At 47.9% G+C, this 15,507-nt stretch carries 17 protein-coding genes; 7 read left to right on the top strand and 10 right to left on the bottom strand.

What is annotated here, in order from left to right; all coding sequences use genetic code 11:
- Position 1: 1 nt before the first annotated feature.
- Positions 2-814: a LysR family transcriptional regulator gene (locus KNQ07_RS05125; protein WP_214765187.1), complete on the bottom strand. Its 813-nt coding sequence runs from the start codon at positions 812-814 to the stop codon at positions 2-4.
- Between the two features lie 106 nt (positions 815-920).
- Here KNQ07_RS05125 and KNQ07_RS05130 point away from each other — a divergent pair, with 106 nt between their 5' ends.
- A complete protein-coding gene (locus KNQ07_RS05130; RefSeq protein WP_214765189.1) occupies positions 921-2,159 on the top strand; it encodes a purine/pyrimidine permease in 1,239 nt (412 codons plus the stop codon).
- A gap of 108 nt (positions 2,160-2,267) precedes the next feature.
- Here the strand turns inward: KNQ07_RS05130 and KNQ07_RS05135 are convergent, their stop codons facing one another.
- From KNQ07_RS05135 to KNQ07_RS05150, 4 genes are all read right to left on the bottom strand, one after another.
- On the bottom strand, positions 2,268-2,921 hold the full coding sequence (locus KNQ07_RS05135; RefSeq protein ID WP_214765191.1) for a hypothetical protein: 654 nt from the start codon (positions 2,919-2,921) through the stop codon (positions 2,268-2,270).
- A 262-nt stretch (positions 2,922-3,183) separates the two neighbouring features.
- Positions 3,184-4,269, bottom strand: a complete 1,086-nt coding sequence (locus tag KNQ07_RS05140) for an MBL fold metallo-hydrolase (RefSeq protein ID WP_214765192.1) — start codon at positions 4,267-4,269, stop codon at positions 3,184-3,186.
- 121 nt (positions 4,270-4,390) lie between these two features.
- Positions 4,391-4,873, bottom strand: coding sequence for a general stress protein (locus KNQ07_RS05145; RefSeq protein ID WP_233494556.1), 483 nt, complete (start codon positions 4,871-4,873; stop codon positions 4,391-4,393).
- A 121-nt stretch (positions 4,874-4,994) separates the two neighbouring features.
- On the bottom strand, positions 4,995-6,581 hold the full coding sequence (locus KNQ07_RS05150; RefSeq protein WP_012370017.1) for a peptide chain release factor 3: 1,587 nt from the start codon (positions 6,579-6,581) through the stop codon (positions 4,995-4,997).
- Between the two features lie 398 nt (positions 6,582-6,979).
- On the opposite strand from KNQ07_RS05150, the gene KNQ07_RS05155 reads away from it, so the two are divergent.
- Positions 6,980-8,227: an MDR family MFS transporter gene (locus tag KNQ07_RS05155; RefSeq protein ID WP_214765194.1), complete on the top strand. Its 1,248-nt coding sequence runs from the start codon at positions 6,980-6,982 to the stop codon at positions 8,225-8,227.
- 82 nt (positions 8,228-8,309) lie between these two features.
- Here the strand turns inward: KNQ07_RS05155 and KNQ07_RS05160 are convergent, their stop codons facing one another.
- Together KNQ07_RS05160 and KNQ07_RS05165 are read right to left on the bottom strand one after the other, a co-directional pair.
- Positions 8,310-8,936, bottom strand: coding sequence for a histidine phosphatase family protein (locus KNQ07_RS05160; RefSeq protein ID WP_214765196.1), 627 nt, complete (start codon positions 8,934-8,936; stop codon positions 8,310-8,312).
- A 106-nt stretch (positions 8,937-9,042) separates the two neighbouring features.
- A complete protein-coding gene (locus tag KNQ07_RS05165) occupies positions 9,043-9,843 on the bottom strand; it encodes a globin family protein (RefSeq protein WP_214765198.1) in 801 nt (266 codons plus the stop codon).
- A gap of 140 nt (positions 9,844-9,983) precedes the next feature.
- Here KNQ07_RS05165 and KNQ07_RS05170 point away from each other — a divergent pair, with 140 nt between their 5' ends.
- The 3 genes from KNQ07_RS05170 (at position 9,984) to KNQ07_RS05180 (ending at position 12,854) form a co-directional block, all read left to right on the top strand.
- The gene (locus KNQ07_RS05170; protein ID WP_214765200.1) at positions 9,984-10,424 is read left to right on the top strand and encodes an RrF2 family transcriptional regulator; all 441 of its coding nucleotides are present in this window, start codon (positions 9,984-9,986) and stop codon (positions 10,422-10,424) included.
- Between the two features lie 91 nt (positions 10,425-10,515).
- Entirely contained in the window at positions 10,516-11,529 is a 1,014-nt protein-coding gene (locus KNQ07_RS05175; protein WP_214765202.1) for a hypothetical protein, read from the top strand.
- Between the two features lie 23 nt (positions 11,530-11,552).
- The gene (locus KNQ07_RS05180; RefSeq protein WP_214765204.1) at positions 11,553-12,854 is read left to right on the top strand and encodes a VOC family protein; all 1,302 of its coding nucleotides are present in this window, start codon (positions 11,553-11,555) and stop codon (positions 12,852-12,854) included.
- Positions 12,855-12,891: 37 nt separating this feature from the next.
- Here KNQ07_RS05180 and KNQ07_RS05185 read toward each other — a convergent pair whose 3' ends face one another.
- Positions 12,892-13,215: a hypothetical protein gene (locus tag KNQ07_RS05185; RefSeq protein ID WP_012370009.1), complete on the bottom strand. Its 324-nt coding sequence runs from the start codon at positions 13,213-13,215 to the stop codon at positions 12,892-12,894.
- A 92-nt stretch (positions 13,216-13,307) separates the two neighbouring features.
- On the opposite strand from KNQ07_RS05185, the gene KNQ07_RS05190 reads away from it, so the two are divergent.
- Entirely contained in the window at positions 13,308-13,733 is a 426-nt protein-coding gene (locus KNQ07_RS05190) for a DUF2621 family protein (protein WP_214765206.1), read from the top strand.
- Positions 13,734-13,765: 32 nt separating this feature from the next.
- Here the strand turns inward: KNQ07_RS05190 and KNQ07_RS05195 are convergent, their stop codons facing one another.
- Positions 13,766-14,248, bottom strand: a complete 483-nt coding sequence (locus tag KNQ07_RS05195; protein ID WP_114596177.1) for a CcdC family protein — start codon at positions 14,246-14,248, stop codon at positions 13,766-13,768.
- Positions 14,249-14,263: 15 nt separating this feature from the next.
- The gene (locus KNQ07_RS05200) at positions 14,264-14,962 is read right to left on the bottom strand and encodes a cytochrome c biogenesis CcdA family protein (RefSeq protein WP_214765208.1); all 699 of its coding nucleotides are present in this window, start codon (positions 14,960-14,962) and stop codon (positions 14,264-14,266) included.
- 213 nt (positions 14,963-15,175) lie between these two features.
- Here KNQ07_RS05200 and KNQ07_RS05205 point away from each other — a divergent pair, with 213 nt between their 5' ends.
- Positions 15,176-15,373, top strand: a complete 198-nt coding sequence (locus tag KNQ07_RS05205) for an aspartyl-phosphate phosphatase Spo0E family protein (RefSeq protein WP_214765210.1) — start codon at positions 15,176-15,178, stop codon at positions 15,371-15,373.
- Positions 15,374-15,507 lie beyond the last annotated feature (134 nt).

Here is a 15,507-nt window from a genome sequence, read left to right on the forward strand (position 1 = left end):
CTTACTCGTGGACAATCGAGACCCATTGTTGGGTCAGCGCCGATTGACCGTCTTCCGTCAACCAGACAAGAGCCGTCGTACTCGTCGCGTCCGGTAACCGTTTCCGCACCAGTCCCGTCATGTCGAGCTCGCGGAGCGTACTTTCCGGTAACAGTGTCACCGCCTGTCCACTGCGGACAAGTCCAATCAAAGTCAAGACGTCGGAACAGGTTTCCTGTGAGACGACCCCAAACTGCTGGCTGAGCGTTTGAAAGACACCAAGTCCTTCCTGACTCGGAATGATGACATCAGCATCCGGGAAATCGGGATGATGGACTCGGTAAAACGGTTCCTCTTCCATCCATTCGATCGTGACACCTTGTGCCTCAATCGGCAGCCGGACGAATGCCACGTCGATTGCATGATCCTTCAAACGATCAATCAAGGCCGCGGACTCGCCCTGATGAATTTGCAGCGTGATCCGGGGATGGCGTCGTTTCATCTCTTGTACCCATCCCGTCAATCGACCGGCGGACAACGTATTGACCCCGATCCGTAAGATGCCGGTCCGCCCTTCCTTGATGTCACTGACTTCAATCCGCGTTTCCGCTTCGTATCGCAACAAGGAGACGGCCCGTTCATACAACCGCTCACCGCTGGCCGTGATTCGGATGCCGCGTCCCGCCCGTTCAATCAGCCGTACACCAAGCAACTCTTCCATCTTTCGAATTTGTTGGGTCAAAGCAGGCTGTGCCATCCGCAGTCTTTCCGCCGCCCGCGTGACAGATTGTTCTTCGACGACCGCGCAAAAATAACGATATTGGCGTAAATCCATCTTCATCATCTCTTTCATATGTTTTCAGTCATAAATATGTATGAATCATAACATAAATCATATGATATGATGCTGAAATCAGCGATTTTTAAAGGAGACGATTTTTGTGAAACGTACGACGTCCACGATCCAGTGGATCATTTTCTTATTAGCCAATACGATTGCCTTGCCCATCGTCGTTGCCAGCCTGTTCGACCTCTCAAGTGTTGAGACGGCCGCACTTGTGCAACGGTCCTTCTTCGTCGGCGGGATTGCCTGTTTTCTCCATGGTGTCTTCGGTCACCGCTTACCAATCGTGTCCGGTCCGGCCGGTTCATGGGTCAGTATTTTTGTTGTCATCGCCGCGTTGCCGGTCGATTCAAAGACGGCCTTCACGATTGCGATGGCCGCTGTCGTCATCGCCGGCGTTGTCCTGATTTTCCTCGGATTGACGGGTTGGACGCGCTTCTTATTACCGGTCTTTACGCCGCTCGTCAGCGGAACGTTTTTGCTTTTATTATGTATTCAACTGACCGGCGTCATGCTCGGAGCAGTGCTTGCCGTTGAAGCGACACGACTCGCCGGCATTCTGACATTCCTGCTTGTGCTCGGACTCAGTCAATTCGGTCCGACGCGTTTACGGCCATTCGCTTTGATGATCGGTATTGTCGTCGGCTGGCTGGTCAGCCGTCCGTCGCTGCCGGAAGCGTCCGGTGTCTTCGCCTTTCCGACCGCTTTACCGTTCGGGATGCCGCAATTTGACGGCAGTGCGTTTCTCGTCGCGATTCCGTTTGCGATTCTTTTAATCGTCAATCTGATTGCTGCGTTAAGCGCCGTCGAAGCGACGATTCAGAAAAAAGGGGCCTTGAATCAAGGACTGACGATCGAAGGAATCATTCACTTGATTGCAGCGACGTTCTCGACGCTCGTTCCGGTTCCGTTACCGATTACGAGTGGTTTCATTGCTCAGACGGGAAGTAAGGAACGCCGGCCGTTTTTGATTGCCTCACTTGTCATTGCCCTGGTCGGCTTTTTCCCGAGCATCATCGGCATCATCGCCACATTACCACGCAGTGTCGCCAGTGCCGCTTTGCTTGCGACGTTACCGCACATGTTCCTGATTGCCTGGCAGTCGGCTGAAAGCAGCATGACGACGAGCCGTCGTAAACATGCCTTTGCGATTTGCGCCGTCATCGGGATCAGCATCCTCCTGCAATCGACGGTTCTTGCGGAAATCTTGCCGCTGACGTTACGTCCGTTCTTCAGTAACGGCCTACTGATCGGGACGATGCTTGTCCTCGGGTTTGAAGTCATCGAACGTTTGCGTTCACGACGTGATGCTAAATCAGAACGGCTTGCAAGTTAATCTTTCCGAAAACACAACATCCCCGTACTCTCGCGATAAGCGAAAGGACGGGGATGTTTTTTGTATCAAATTAATTCAAGCACAGTAATTTAAAGCTTTAACCATAATCTATTTAATCTTAAGCATATGTGCAGCACTGTGTTCAATTGAATGTCCATCATCTGTTATCAAGTAAACTCCTTTAGCATAAAAGGTTGTTTCTTTTATATATTCGATGATTTTTTCCTGAAGCAAGTACTCGTGATCTTCAGGAAAGTGTTCTAATGTAAATATCGTCGTAGAAAAAATCAATGTCACATCGTCATAATTTTTTTGAGATTTTTTGATGATATTCTGCTTTGTCTTTTCAAGAAAGATATTTCTTTTCTCCTCAAGAGACTCTAGACTGCTTAACCGTGATTGCCATCTTCCAACTTCATTTAATTTTTGTGAGATTTTTGTATCTTCTTGCCCGTCTATGTAAGAACTCACTTCAAATTTCTCAACTGCTCCATCAGTCTTTTTCATCAAAAAATCGTATCCTTGGTTTCCTAAAACAACTTTTATTTGTGCTCCTTTTGAAAAGAAAGGCGACATCGAGAAAATATATGCCGGTGTAAACTCTTCGCAAAATTCTTTAAAATGCCCTTTCTTTAATCTTAACAGTTTCAAAACTGAAGAATCTTTTTTAGCTTGATCAATTACAAACTTGTAATAGGTCGACATTTCCTCAGCATTTCTATATTGAGACAAATCATCCAACAAACTCAATTGTTCTTTCAAAATTAATCTCCCCTTTCAAAAAGATGAGTACATTTAACAAAAAGACGAGAACGATTAAAAATCATTCTCGTCTTACAAACTTTTCGTTAAACTCGGTTTCTTCCCGTAACTCCTTCAGGAAAAAGCGCGTGCTTTTCGCGCTGTCAGAGACAAACGAGACCCGGCTCCTCGTCCGAAAGGAATAGGAGCCGCGGCTTGTGTCTCGCCTGAGAAAAGTACGTTAAAAGAGTACGATTTTCACTTAACTTAACTTAACTTAACTTCACCGTACCTCGCGCCACCATTTACGCGTCTGACTGGCCTCGGTGACACTTTCACCAATCATCGGGGTCACGACCGGTACGTCGTGTTTCGCTGCTTCCTTCAGGACGCGTTCAACCGGTTCGAACCACGGATGAAACGCCAGCGTAAACGCCGACCAGTGGACGGGAATCATCACGTCCCCTTTGACATCGAGATGCGCGGCGAGCGTCTGTTCCGGCAACATATGCGAACTCGACCAACGGGTGTCGTATTGTCCGCATTCCATGATCGTTAAATCAAACGGACCATATTGTTCCCCAATGGCTTTGAAGTGAGGACCATACCCGCTGTCGCCGCTGAAGAAGATTTTTTTCGAGCCCTCAATCACCCATGACGCCCAAAGCGTCGAAAATTGATCGAGCCCGTTGCGACCCGAGTAGTGCCGGGCCGGTGTTGCCGTCAGGCGGAGACCGTTCGTCTCAACCGATTCATGCCAATCGAGTTCCGTAATCCGGGCCGGATCGACACCCCAGCCTTTCAGACGACTCGCGACACCAAGCGGGACGATGAATTGACCGACACGATCTTTTAACGCCAGGACCGAATGATAATCCAAGTGATCATAATGGTCATGTGAATAGATGACGAGATCAATCGGCGGTAAGGCGTCAAGATCGACCTGTGACGTCGTCTGGAACCGTCCGCCCCCGAGTTTCGGGAACGGTGACGGGGCACGTCCGAGCATCGGATCAAAGAAAATCGTCTGCTGATCGAGTTCAAGCAGGAACGCTGAGTGACCGAACCAGGTTACGCGCGGTTCCGTTCCGTCCGTCCGTTGTTCAAACGGAACAACCGGCAACGGTTTGACCGGTTTTAACGACGGCAGCTCCCGTCCGTAATCTTTTAAGATACTTTTCATTGTGTCCCATTCCATCTTTAATTGGAATGGCAGTTCATTTTGAAACTTTCCGTTCGAAAACTGAGCCGAACGGGCATAACGCTGTTGATCTGTCTTCGATGGTCGGCGGCCGAATAGCGGATAACGGGTCATGAAGACCGCTCCGAGGACGCCGAGTCCGGTTAGTGTTGCGACTGTTTTTTTCATTTTTCTTCACCTCTTTGATACGTTCAGTATAGCACCGGCGATTTTTAAAGCGGTAATGAACAAACTTCACTTCTCAAAAAAAGACGCCAAACTGAAAAGCTCAGCTTGGCGTCCCGGTTTATTAATCTACATCATCGGCTTTCCATTTTGAACGGTCGCTCTTGTCGTGATCATCCGAATGCTCTGATTCATAATCATTGATGCCCGGATTTGCGACTTTTCCGCCGTGACGGTCATTCTCATCGTTAGAATGATCATGTAAATGGTCGTGATCATGGTCGTGATTGTGATCATGTGTATGGTCATGTTCATCGTGCCGGTCTTTTGCGAACAATGCGATTCCTCCCCGCTCGACTTCCTGGTAATGGCGTTCCGCTTCATGATCGGAATGACCGACCCGCTTTAGTGTTTCCCGAAGCGGCGGCTCATGACTGAACTTTGATTTGATTTGGTCAATCCAGGACGCACCCGATGTTTCATCTGTTGCATCATCCCGTCCCACTACTGAAAAATCAGAATCTTTATGTCCTTGCTGTTTTAGTGCTTGCATTTTTTGATGTAAACTCGATTCATCATGAAAAATTCCGATAAATTTTTTCGCCATCGTCAACACCATTCCTCTCACAGAGATATGAATTTACAGACTCCAATTTTTACCCTTCTTTTCGGATCTCAAAACGAAAAAAACGTATCTTCCAGTGAACCGGAAGATACGTTTTAACAGATTAGTCTTTGAGTAATTGTGGTGAATCAACGAGTGTGATGACACCGTCGTTTTTCTGAACGAATCGTTCGTAGACGAAATCATTTGCAAACAAGAGAACCGGGTTTTCCCAGCGGTCGTAGACGAGGACAGTCCGTGAATCAGTCAATTTCTTGACTTCACTGATTTCTGTCACTTTGACCCACTTCGCGACCTGGAAGTTTGCCGCATCTTTTAAGATATCAACGCCGTATTCCCCTTTGAGACGGTGTTCGAAGACTTCGAATTGAAGTTGTCCGATTGCGCCGAGGATGATCTCGTTATATTCCGTCTTGTAGACTTGAATCGCTCCCTCTTGTGCAAGCTGTTCGACGCCTTTTTGGAACTGTTTTGATTTTAGGGCATTTTTCGTGAAGACTTTCAGGAACAATTCCGGTGCGAACGTCGGCAAGGCCTCGTACTGCAGGCTCGGATCACCGTTCGTGATTGTATCGCCGATTTGGTAGTTGCCGGAATCGTACAGACCGATGACATCGCCAGCAAACGCTTCGTTGACCGTTTCCCGCTCATCTGCCATGAACTGTGTCGATTGCGACAGCTTCATCTTTTTGCCGGTCCGCGTCAGGACGACTTCCATCCCACGGTCGAACTTACCGGTACAAATCCGGACGAACGCGATCCGGTCACGGTGATTCGGGTTCATGTTTGCTTGGATTTTGAAGACAAAACCGCTGAAGAAATCTTGTGCCGGCTCGATTTGTCCTTTGTTCGACTCACGCGGAGTCGGTGACGGTGACAAGTTGAGATAATGCTCAAGCAACGGTGTGATCCCGAAGTCGACTAAGGCAGAACCGAAGAAGACCGGAGTCAATTCACCTTTCGCAATCAATTCTTCATTGTATTCATTGCCGGCTCCGTCGAGTAAATCAACTTCGTCGACTAACGTGTCGTACATTTCATTGTTGATCGTTGAGGCTAACTGATCGTTTGCGAGTCCTTCTTCGCCGAGATCAATCGTCAGACGATCATTTTTGAAGCAGTGGAACTTCTCGTTGACACGGTCGTAGACACCTTCGAACTGTTGTCCGGATCCCGCAGGCCATGTGACAGCAACCGACGGAATGCCGAGAACTTCTTCAAGCTCTTCCATTAACTCAAGCGGGTCACGTGCTTGACGGTCCATCTTGTTAATAAACGTAAAGATTGGAATTCCGCGCATCCGGCAGACCTGGAACAGTTTTTTCGTTTGGGACTCAATCCCTTTCGCGGCATCGATGACCATGATCGCCGAGTCGACGGCTGTCAGGATCCGGTACGTATCTTCCCCGAAATCAGAGTGACCCGGTGTATCCATGATCGAGACGATTTTTTTATCGTATTCGAACTGCATGACGGAAGAAGTAACGGAGATTCCCCGTTGTTTTTCGATCTCCATCCAGTCGGATTTCGCAAATTTCGAGTTTTTCCGTGCCTTGACGGATCCGGCTTCGCGGATTGCTCCACCGTGGAGCAAGAATTTTTCAGTTAATGTCGTTTTCCCGGCATCCGGGTGGGAGATGATGCCGAAGATCCGGCGTTTCTCGACTTCGGTTTGAAGTAGTTTTGTCATGTATATTAATTCCTTTCACCTATATATTCAACCTCGATACAGATACTTTTTCGCAACTAGTCTATCATACCGAATTTTCGCAGTCTCGTCCATTTCACTTTGTTGACCCAATTTTCAGAATTTATCTTGACAACCCCGCTCTTTCTTCTATACGATGACGAGGAAGTCACTATTACAAGAAGGAGGAGACGTACAATGTCACAATCATTTGATCAGCAACAACCGATTCGCGTATTGGCTACAACTGTACGTCACCCAATCGTTTAATTTTCAATTAAGCAGGGTGTACGTATGCGTATACGTACATGCTGCCCTCTTATATCAGGACGGGTATGCCCATATTTGTGCGTATCCGTCTTTTTTATGGTCTAAAAACGGAAATATAAGGGGTTTTGTTTATGTTTACTGCATTAAAACAGCTTGACCGTAACATCTGGATCCGGTTCGTCGGGGAAACGATTACCGGAGTCATGATGTTCATGATTGCACCATTTCTTGTTCTCTATTATTCGGAACAGCTCGATTCGTACTTTTTGGTCGGTCTGATCATGGCGACCGGTCCGATCATGTCACTGTTCGGCTCGTTCCTCGGCGGACACCTGGCCGATCTGTACGGTCGCAAACCGTTAATGGTCATCTCGATCGTCGGGGATGTCATTGCTTTAATCGGCTTTTCATTCGCTGATTCATTCTGGCCGTTATTATTGATGAATGCCTTGCTCGGTCTGACGAATTCCTTGTTCCACCCGGCCGCAAGCGCGATGGTCGCCGATGTCACACCACCGGAACGGCTTAATGAATCCTTCGGGTTGCTCCGGATGGGACATAATGTCGGAGCCGCGTTCGGACCGTTGATCGGAAGTGCGGTCCTGTTCATCGACCGGTCGCTGATTTTTTACGCTGCTGCCGCTGTCTTTTTCCTGTATGCTCTGGTTTTACTGCTGTTCATCCAAGAAACCAAACCGGATCAGATCGAACACACGCACGACGAACCAAAGCTGTCGGCTTTCACTATCCTGCGCAAAGATCATGTCTTCCTGGTGTTCATTGCCGCCGGTGTCTTCATCTCGATGGGCTTCGCCCTGGTTGAAAGCATGTTGCCGGTTTTCCTGAAGGAAGCCTTGCCGGGATTGCCGAACGATAAAAATCCATTCCCGTACCTGATGGGATTAAACGGTTTCATGGTCGTCTTGTTCCAGTTCCCGGTCGCCGCCCGCTTGTCCGGTAAAGCATTCGGCAAAGTCATGTTGCTCGGGGCATCTATTTTCGGACTGGGGATGATTTTACTCGCCTTCATCCCGTCATATCTGTTCTCGCTCGGAACCGGCTATATCGTGCTCGTGACGATTTTACTCGTCATCTACGCGCTGTATACGCTCGGTGAGATGATCATGTCGCCGGTACAGATGACATTCATTGCCCTGATTGCCCCGGAACATCTGCGCGGAACGTATAACGGTGCCGCCAGTATCCAGTGGCTGATCGGCGGAGTTACAGCGCCGTTACTCGGTTCCTTGTTCCTCGACTCCGGAAACGGACAATACGCGCTTGCCGGTGTCGGTGTCGCCTGTTGTTTGTCCGGCCTCGTCTATCTTGCCCTTGACCGCTCGATCCAGCGCGCGAAACGGTTATCACAGTCGGCCTGATGAACGTCATTTAAATGACCAAAACACCCTGAACCGGACACTGTTTAATCAGTGCCTGGTTCAGAGTGTTTTTATGTAGTCGTTACAATACCGATTCTCGGTCGATGTGCTTCATATCTCCTTCAAGTACGATGGAATATCCCTGTTCCGTCGATTCGATGATTGTCAGGCTCGTTCCGTGAATGAACGGAGAAGACATCCACAACTGTTCCAGTCCATTCCCCTTAAAATGAGCTAACAGCACGTTGATCGCAATACCGTGCGTCACGATTAAAACCGTTTCTTCTTGATGCTTCAGTTGCATGTCGTTAAAACACGCCAGCAGCCGATTTTTCAGCACACCAAAGTTTTCTCCTGTTTTCGATCTATACAGATGAGGTGTTTTCCAAAACGAGGAATAGCCTTCTAAATCATGTTGTTCAATCGTTTCCCGCGTCTGCCCTTCCCATTCGCCCATATGTATTTCCTTTAATCGGTCATCTGTCTCAATCGGTGTTGACCATCCGTCACAAATCAATTGGGCCGTTTGGTAGGCACGTTCGCTCGGACTGGAATAGACAGCTTGAAACGGGATGTCTTGCAGACGCCGTCCCAATTTTTCTGCGTGAGAACGTCCTTTGGCGGTCAACGGGGAATCTCGCCACCCTTGCAGCCTGTCCTCGAGATTCCATTCCGTCTCACCGCGACGCGTCAGATAAATAGTCGGCATCTATGACCCTCTTTTCATATTTTTTCTTTATTTTACCATTCCATAAAAGAAGACACCAAAAATGACTTCAGGATTTCTCTGAAGCCATTTCACTATCAAATTCAAGTCAGGACGGAAGGACACCGTCCGCGATGAACGGACTGAATATGACCGGCAACGGTTCAAGCGTTCGTTGGACGTCTGCTATAAAGCGACTTGACCCGCTCGCAAAGGTGATTGGATCCCCCATCGAAATCAGTTTCAGGAACTGTTCGAGTTGCTCGTCCCACTCTTCCGTCTGCATGCTGTGGAAAACCAGTCCTTGTTTCGTTAGATCATTTAACGTCGTCATCAATTTTTCGGCCGACGGTTTTTGGTTTCTGACATGCAAAATTGTTGTTTGACGACCGCTCATTAACGCATAACGGGCTTCGTCGATGATTGCCCCTAAATGATGTTGTTCGGCAATCAACAAGACATCCAGCCGTGCCCAGTCGCCGTGACTTTTGTACTTATAAAAATGACGGCACGTCTCAACAAGTTGATGATGGACGATTTCCCAGGCAACCATGACCGGAGCGGTTGCTTCGAGCCCGAGTTCCGACCGGATAGCATCGAGCAATTCTTCGCTGACGATTTCCGGATACGTCATAAGAAAGGATTTTGACTGATTGATTTCGTTTAATAAAATCAATTTGAACAACTCACTTGACTCTTGTTGCTTCGTCACGTGTTTTAACAGTTGTCCGAGTCGAAGAATCCGTAACTCTAACGTTTGTTCTGTAGTCGTTTGACTTTCTATTTCTTCTAATAATACGCTATACTTATCTTCCAATTGTTTATAAAAACGACTCGCAATCCGAAAACTCTTCTGTTCCATCTCCCACTCAACTGTTTGCAACAGATATAATGCCTGATCAAAATGCATGACATGACCTACCTTCCCCGCTTATTATGGCAAAATCTTTCCCTAAATTCAATCTCCAAAATGCATCTTTAGATATGCACATTCAAACTTGTACTTCCTATTAATCTTCTCTAACATGTGTAGTTAAGTAGGTGATGAAAATGCGCATGACACGTTATACGGATTATGCAATCAGATCCCTGTTATTTGCCGGGGCACACTCTGATCGATTAGTCCGAATCCAGGAAGTAGCGGACTGTTACGACATTTCTAAAAATCATCTGATGAAAGTCGTCTATCGTTTAGGACAAAATGGATTGATTCATTCTGTTCGAGGTCGAGGTGGCGGATTCCGTTTGGCAAGCCCGCCGGATGAAATTTATATCGGTGACGTAGTGCAACTGTTTGAACCAACAACCCATTTTCTAGATCCACTCGAAGGGACATCTGAACTCCCTTCTTTAGACCCTGCACGCGAAGCCTTTGATGACGCGATTGCTGCGTTTCATCAAGTCTTGAACAGTTACACGATAAATGATTTGCTTCATCCAACAAGTTCCACCCATCGACAAATCCTTGAAATGATTCCGAGCCGCGACTAATCGTGGGCGGAATCATTTTTTTGTTCAGCGACATCCGGGACGCCTTCTGAATCCGTGCGTGGTATACTTATATAAGAAAGGAGGGGTACAGATGAACCCTCACGAAGAACTCAACAGTTTATATCTCCGCTTAAAAGAGGCAGATCCGTCACTCGAACGTGGTGAATCACTTTGGACCATCTTTGAGGATACGACCGACGCGACACTCCGTCCCCTTGCCTTGTGGACATTTTCTCAAAACCAATTTGATTTGGGTCACTTCCGCTCTTTTTTAGTTTCCTTTTCTTTATTAATGGATTGGGTCCGGAAAGATGAATTGACTTTAACGCCTAAACAAGAACTCGATCTGTACTGGAATTATAAATCCTATTTAATTTATGCAGCCGAACAGGAAGATATGCCTGTTGCTTTACTCGAAGAAGATTTCGACCGGTTCGTTGATTTTTGTGACGCCCATGGCTTTGCCCGGACACGCGACTACATCGGCTTCATGATTTACAGCAAGCTCGGTGACGAAGAACAGGCCGATCATTACCTTTCCAAATGGGTCGACGCTCCGTCCGACGAATTAAGTGACTGCCCGTCTTGCGAAGGCTTCAGCCGGATGACGTATGCCATCGAACGCGGTTACGAAGACCGGGCCTTGTTACTGTACGCTGCCATCCGTCACGAACGCGGTTGTTCGCGGATGCCCGACCAGGCCCATCCGTTCATTCTTCCGTTGTTCATCAGCCGGAAAAAAGACCGGTTCGACTGGACGGAACAGTTGATTCAAGAAGTCAAACGCGTCAAACCGCTCTTCACAGGCGGCGATGAACCGTATCACCTCTATGCCGCGATGTATTACGACGACAAGTACGTCTGGTCGATGGAAGAGAAAAAACAGTTGATTCCGTTGTTGACGGACCGTGGTTACCTGCAGTTCTTACTGGCTCACTATGCAGCGTCTTACCGGGCTGCCCGGCATGCCGAAGTGGCCTATCTCGGAGTCCTGCGCTCCAATATTTATGAAGTCGCCCAGGAACTGGATCGACGGATCGACGGACACTTTTACTTGAACTTCGTCGAACGCGAACTTAAACGGGTGACCGAATTCATCGTTTAATTTTCTTGAGAGGACGTGTCAGAATGTTAGATCACATACAGTTAGCTTCCCCAAGAAACTCGGAAGAACAGGCTCGGGCTTTTTATGCCGGGCTTTTACATATGAAAGAAGTTGAAAAACCGCCGGGTGTCAAAGCAAGCGGCGGTGTCTGGTTTGAATCGGATGGCACTGCCCTCCACCTCGGAATCGAGGAGCCGTTTCAACCGGCGGCAAAAGCACATCCGGGTCTGACATTTGCGCACCTGGACGACTTGGCGAACCGGTTGCAAGTGGCCGGGTATACCGCTCAGTTTGATGATCGTCTCGCACCACGCCGCCGGTTTTTCACAAATGATCCGTTCGGCAATCGGATTGAATGCATCGAACAGCAAATTCCCGTCATTGTGCCGAAGCGTCTGGCGAACGGTTCGCATGTTCGTCTGCTTGCACCGGCGTCAAGTCTTGCGACGGTCGAGTCAAGGATTCTCGATCAGGCGATCACGGTTTTGGAATCGTTTGGCTTACGGGTCTCGATTAGTCAGCATGCCCGGGCATTGAATCCGTTCGGTTCGAGTGATCCGGCATGCCGCCTGGACGATCTCCATACCGCATTCGCCGACCCGTCGATTGATGCGATTTTATGTGTCCGCGGCGGCTTCAGTTCCAACGAATTGCTTGACGGACTGGACTACGATTTAATCCGGAACAATCCGAAGATCCTCTGCGGTTTTTCCGATATTACAGCGCTCAGTCATGCCCTTTTGACGAAAAGCGGACTCGTCACCTACTCGGGACCGATGTTACGTGCCCTCGCCTCCCGCGATGCCTATACGTTACAGTCATTCGAACAGGTGTTGTTCGACAGCGGAACGATGCAGGTCCAGCCGAGTGTCAATTGGCATGATCAGCATGAAGGAAAAGACATGACACTTCCGAACCCCGGACCCGTCATTCTCTCAAAAGGCTCCGGCAGCGGACGTCTGCTCGGCGGGAATCTTTGTACGTTGAACCTTCTGCAAGGGACAACATACTTCCCGGACTTACGCGACAGTATTCTGTTCCTTGAAGATGATTACGAGGTCCATCCGGCAACTTTTGCCCGTGACTTCGCCTCCCTGATGGCACAGCCTGGAGCAGATCAAATTCGGGGAATCGTCTTTGGCCGCTTTCAGCTCGCAACTCAGATGACAGATGAACACCTGCGTTATCTGATCAGCCTGTACCCTGCCCTCGCGTCGATTCCGGTCGTCTCCGGCGCGGACTTCGGCCATACGATGCCGCTGTTCACTTTCCCGATTGGCGGGACCGCCTCGATCGAGGATGACAGAATTTCCATCCAACATTAAAAAGAAGGAGTCGCGGCGATCCGCGTCTCCTTCTTTTTTAATAGTCGAGCAATCTCGAAGCATCAATTTGACGCTTCGATCCATCTGCGAACATCTCGAGTGTCGCAAGGATTTTATGATCGGTCAAATCGTATCGTACCAACGTGAAGTCTTCGAGCGTCGAAATCGTCTTAAACGTTTTTCCGACCGTGAACGCCCGCTTGCGGCTTGCGTCCTGAGCAGGAATCGTCACGAAGACAACCGTGATGTCCGCTCCGTTCGTATCATAATAAAATTCGACGACACGTCCGTCCGCCGTCTCCGGCAAGAGCCCTTTTTGAGGCCGTCCGGACTCGTCGAGTTGTACATAAGGTTGTAACATCGTTCCGCCTCACTTTCTCCGTCATTTATCATAGCATGACAAAAAAAATTATGCTAATGTATAAGTGATGTTGAAAGGGGGATGAGTCACGGATGGCATGGTTCATGAACGGAATTTTGCTCTGGGGCTTTATCATGATCACATTGATGGCAATTGGCGGTTTCTTCATGTTCCGGAAGTTCCTTAAGAAACTTCCGAAAGAAGACGGCAAATCGATGATGGACTGGGAAGATGAATACATCGACCAGACCCGCCATTTATGGACGGATGAAACACTTGATTTATTAAATGCACTCGTCATGCCTGTCCCGGCTGCTTTTCGGGATGTCGCACGTCGGAAAATCGCGGGACGGATCGGGCAGTTTGCACTGGAAGAACGGGCAACCGAGATGACGTCCGAGTTGGTCGTCAAAGGCTATATTTCTGCGACACCGAAACGGGATCATAAATTCTTGAAAAAAGCCTTACGCGAACACGCCATCGATTGGCGGGATTACGAACTGTATTTCCAAAACTAAAAGGAAGGACTCTCTCGCGAGAATCCTTCCTTTTAGTTTTGCGGTAAATGTTTGACCGGAACGATTCCCGACTTGACCTGCTTATACTTCAGGTACATCGCAATCCGCCAAGGCACAATCATCCCAAAGGCGACGAGATAAAAAATTCCGCCCGTCTCAAAAATATCAATTTGCCCGCCGATGACAAACTTCGCGACGGTCCGGACAATCAGAATCCCGAACAGGACGATGAAAAAGGCTTTCGATCGTTGCAAATAAATTTGTCCTTCGGCTTCGTAAAAATTAGACGTCTTGATCAAAAAAATACTGAAGATCATCCCGATCAATAACGCTTCTGCCACTTCCGTCCAGGTCAGACGTGATGCCGGATATAAAAACTGCAGCATCCCGGTCGACATGGCGAAGGGCGGAATTAAGATTTTTTTAGCGTTCGTCGGTTTAGCCGAAGCTTTGACACGAATGAAGCTGATCAGTAAACCCATGACGAGCGCAACCCCTGTTGATACCCAAATCATCCCATCACTTCCTTGTTAAAATCCAGTGAATCCTACGATATCACTCATCCATGCAGCGAATGCACTGAGTCCGTCAAAATACAGGACGATTCCGAACAACATCATCAATGCTCCACCGAATTTTGTCATCTTTAAACTGTATTGAACGAATAATCTCGAACGACCGACGAAAAAGGCCATCAATAAAAATGGAATCGAGAATCCGAGCACATAAAACAGCATATACAACATACCTTGACTCGGGTTCGTCGCTGCCAGTCCGATGACACCTGCCAAAATCGGACCCGTACAGGGTGTCCATCCGGCAGCAAAACCAATTCCGACAAGGATGGTACCGATGTACCCGCCCTTTCGTTCACCTAAATTGAGTTTTTTCTCACGCATCAAGAATGTCGGTTGCCACAAGCCAAGCAACACCACACCAAATACGAAAATCACGAGCGCACCGACCATCCGTAATGTGTCACGGTAGGTAATGAAGACGTCCGCCAGTAAGGAAGTCGATAGGCCAAGAACAGCAAACACCATCGCAAATCCAACCAAAAAGGCTATGGTATGCAACAGTGACCGTTTTTCTCTGACCCCTTTTTCTTTCAAGTCCGTTACAGAAACACCGGTAATATAAGAGAGGAATACCGGATATAACGGAAGCGTACAAGGTGAGACAAATGACAACAACCCTGCACCAAACGCTAACCAAAGCGAGAGCTCCATTTCAGCAGCTCCTTTCTAATAAGAAGAAGTTCCTTCTCTATTTTGCCAAACTAATCGACATTTAGCACCTATTATCTTCCGAAAGATAAAAAAGATTCGTGACAATTGAAATTACAAAAAAATTACATTTCCTCAAAACAGATGAAATGTCGTTGCACTGCCAGAAACCACTTGCTAGAATATGGATATGACACCAATGTAAGGGAGGATTCTATGACAAGCCATCATCTATTGACTTTAGCGATCGAAGCAAAACGAAGTGAACTATATCATCAAGCGGATCGGTCTAGTTTCACCTCCCCGCATGTTTTAAAGCTGAGTCATGAACTCGATTTATTATTACTGGAGTATTCTCGTTTCGTTCAAAAGTATACGTACCATTCCTGCGCGAACGAATCCGTCTTAGGATAATATACAATTTGTCGTTTGGGCAAGACGATAATCGACTCCTATATATATTTATGAAAAAACCGCTGACGAGTGATAACCGTCAGCGGTTTTTTGCGTTTCTTCTATATAATGCGTTTTTTATTTTTAACTCTTTA

The organism is Exiguobacterium sp. s145, assembly GCF_018618835.1.
Taxonomy (GTDB): Bacteria; Bacillota; Bacilli; order Exiguobacteriales; family Exiguobacteriaceae; genus Exiguobacterium_A; species Exiguobacterium_A artemiae.

Coding starts and splice junctions, on each gene's coding strand:
- KNQ07_RS05145 (WP_233494556.1), bottom strand. CDS start 4,873: ATGGCGAAAAAATTTATCGGAATTTTTCATGATGAATCGAGTTTACAT.
- KNQ07_RS05160 (WP_214765196.1), bottom strand. CDS start 8,936: ATGCCGACTATTTATCTGACGCGTCGCGGTGAGACGGAATGGAATCTC.
- KNQ07_RS05190 (WP_214765206.1), top strand. CDS start 13,308: ATGGCATGGTTCATGAACGGAATTTTGCTCTGGGGCTTTATCATGATC.
- KNQ07_RS05200 (WP_214765208.1), bottom strand. CDS start 14,962: ATGGAGCTCTCGCTTTGGTTAGCGTTTGGTGCAGGGTTGTTGTCATTT.
- KNQ07_RS05205 (WP_214765210.1), top strand. CDS start 15,176: ATGACAAGCCATCATCTATTGACTTTAGCGATCGAAGCAAAACGAAGT.
- KNQ07_RS05140 (WP_214765192.1), bottom strand. CDS start 4,269: ATGAAAAAAACAGTCGCAACACTAACCGGACTCGGCGTCCTCGGAGCG.
- KNQ07_RS05150 (WP_012370017.1), bottom strand. CDS start 6,581: ATGACAAAACTACTTCAAACCGAAGTCGAGAAACGCCGGATCTTCGGC.
- KNQ07_RS05155 (WP_214765194.1), top strand. CDS start 6,980: ATGTTTACTGCATTAAAACAGCTTGACCGTAACATCTGGATCCGGTTC.
- KNQ07_RS05165 (WP_214765198.1), bottom strand. CDS start 9,843: ATGCATTTTGATCAGGCATTATATCTGTTGCAAACAGTTGAGTGGGAG.
- KNQ07_RS05185 (WP_012370009.1), bottom strand. CDS start 13,215: ATGTTACAACCTTATGTACAACTCGACGAGTCCGGACGGCCTCAAAAA.
- KNQ07_RS05175 (WP_214765202.1), top strand. CDS start 10,516: ATGAACCCTCACGAAGAACTCAACAGTTTATATCTCCGCTTAAAAGAG.
- KNQ07_RS05195 (WP_114596177.1), bottom strand. CDS start 14,248: ATGATTTGGGTATCAACAGGGGTTGCGCTCGTCATGGGTTTACTGATC.
- KNQ07_RS05180 (WP_214765204.1), top strand. CDS start 11,553: ATGTTAGATCACATACAGTTAGCTTCCCCAAGAAACTCGGAAGAACAG.
- KNQ07_RS05125 (WP_214765187.1), bottom strand. CDS start 814: ATGGATTTACGCCAATATCGTTATTTTTGCGCGGTCGTCGAAGAACAA.
- KNQ07_RS05170 (WP_214765200.1), top strand. CDS start 9,984: ATGCGCATGACACGTTATACGGATTATGCAATCAGATCCCTGTTATTT.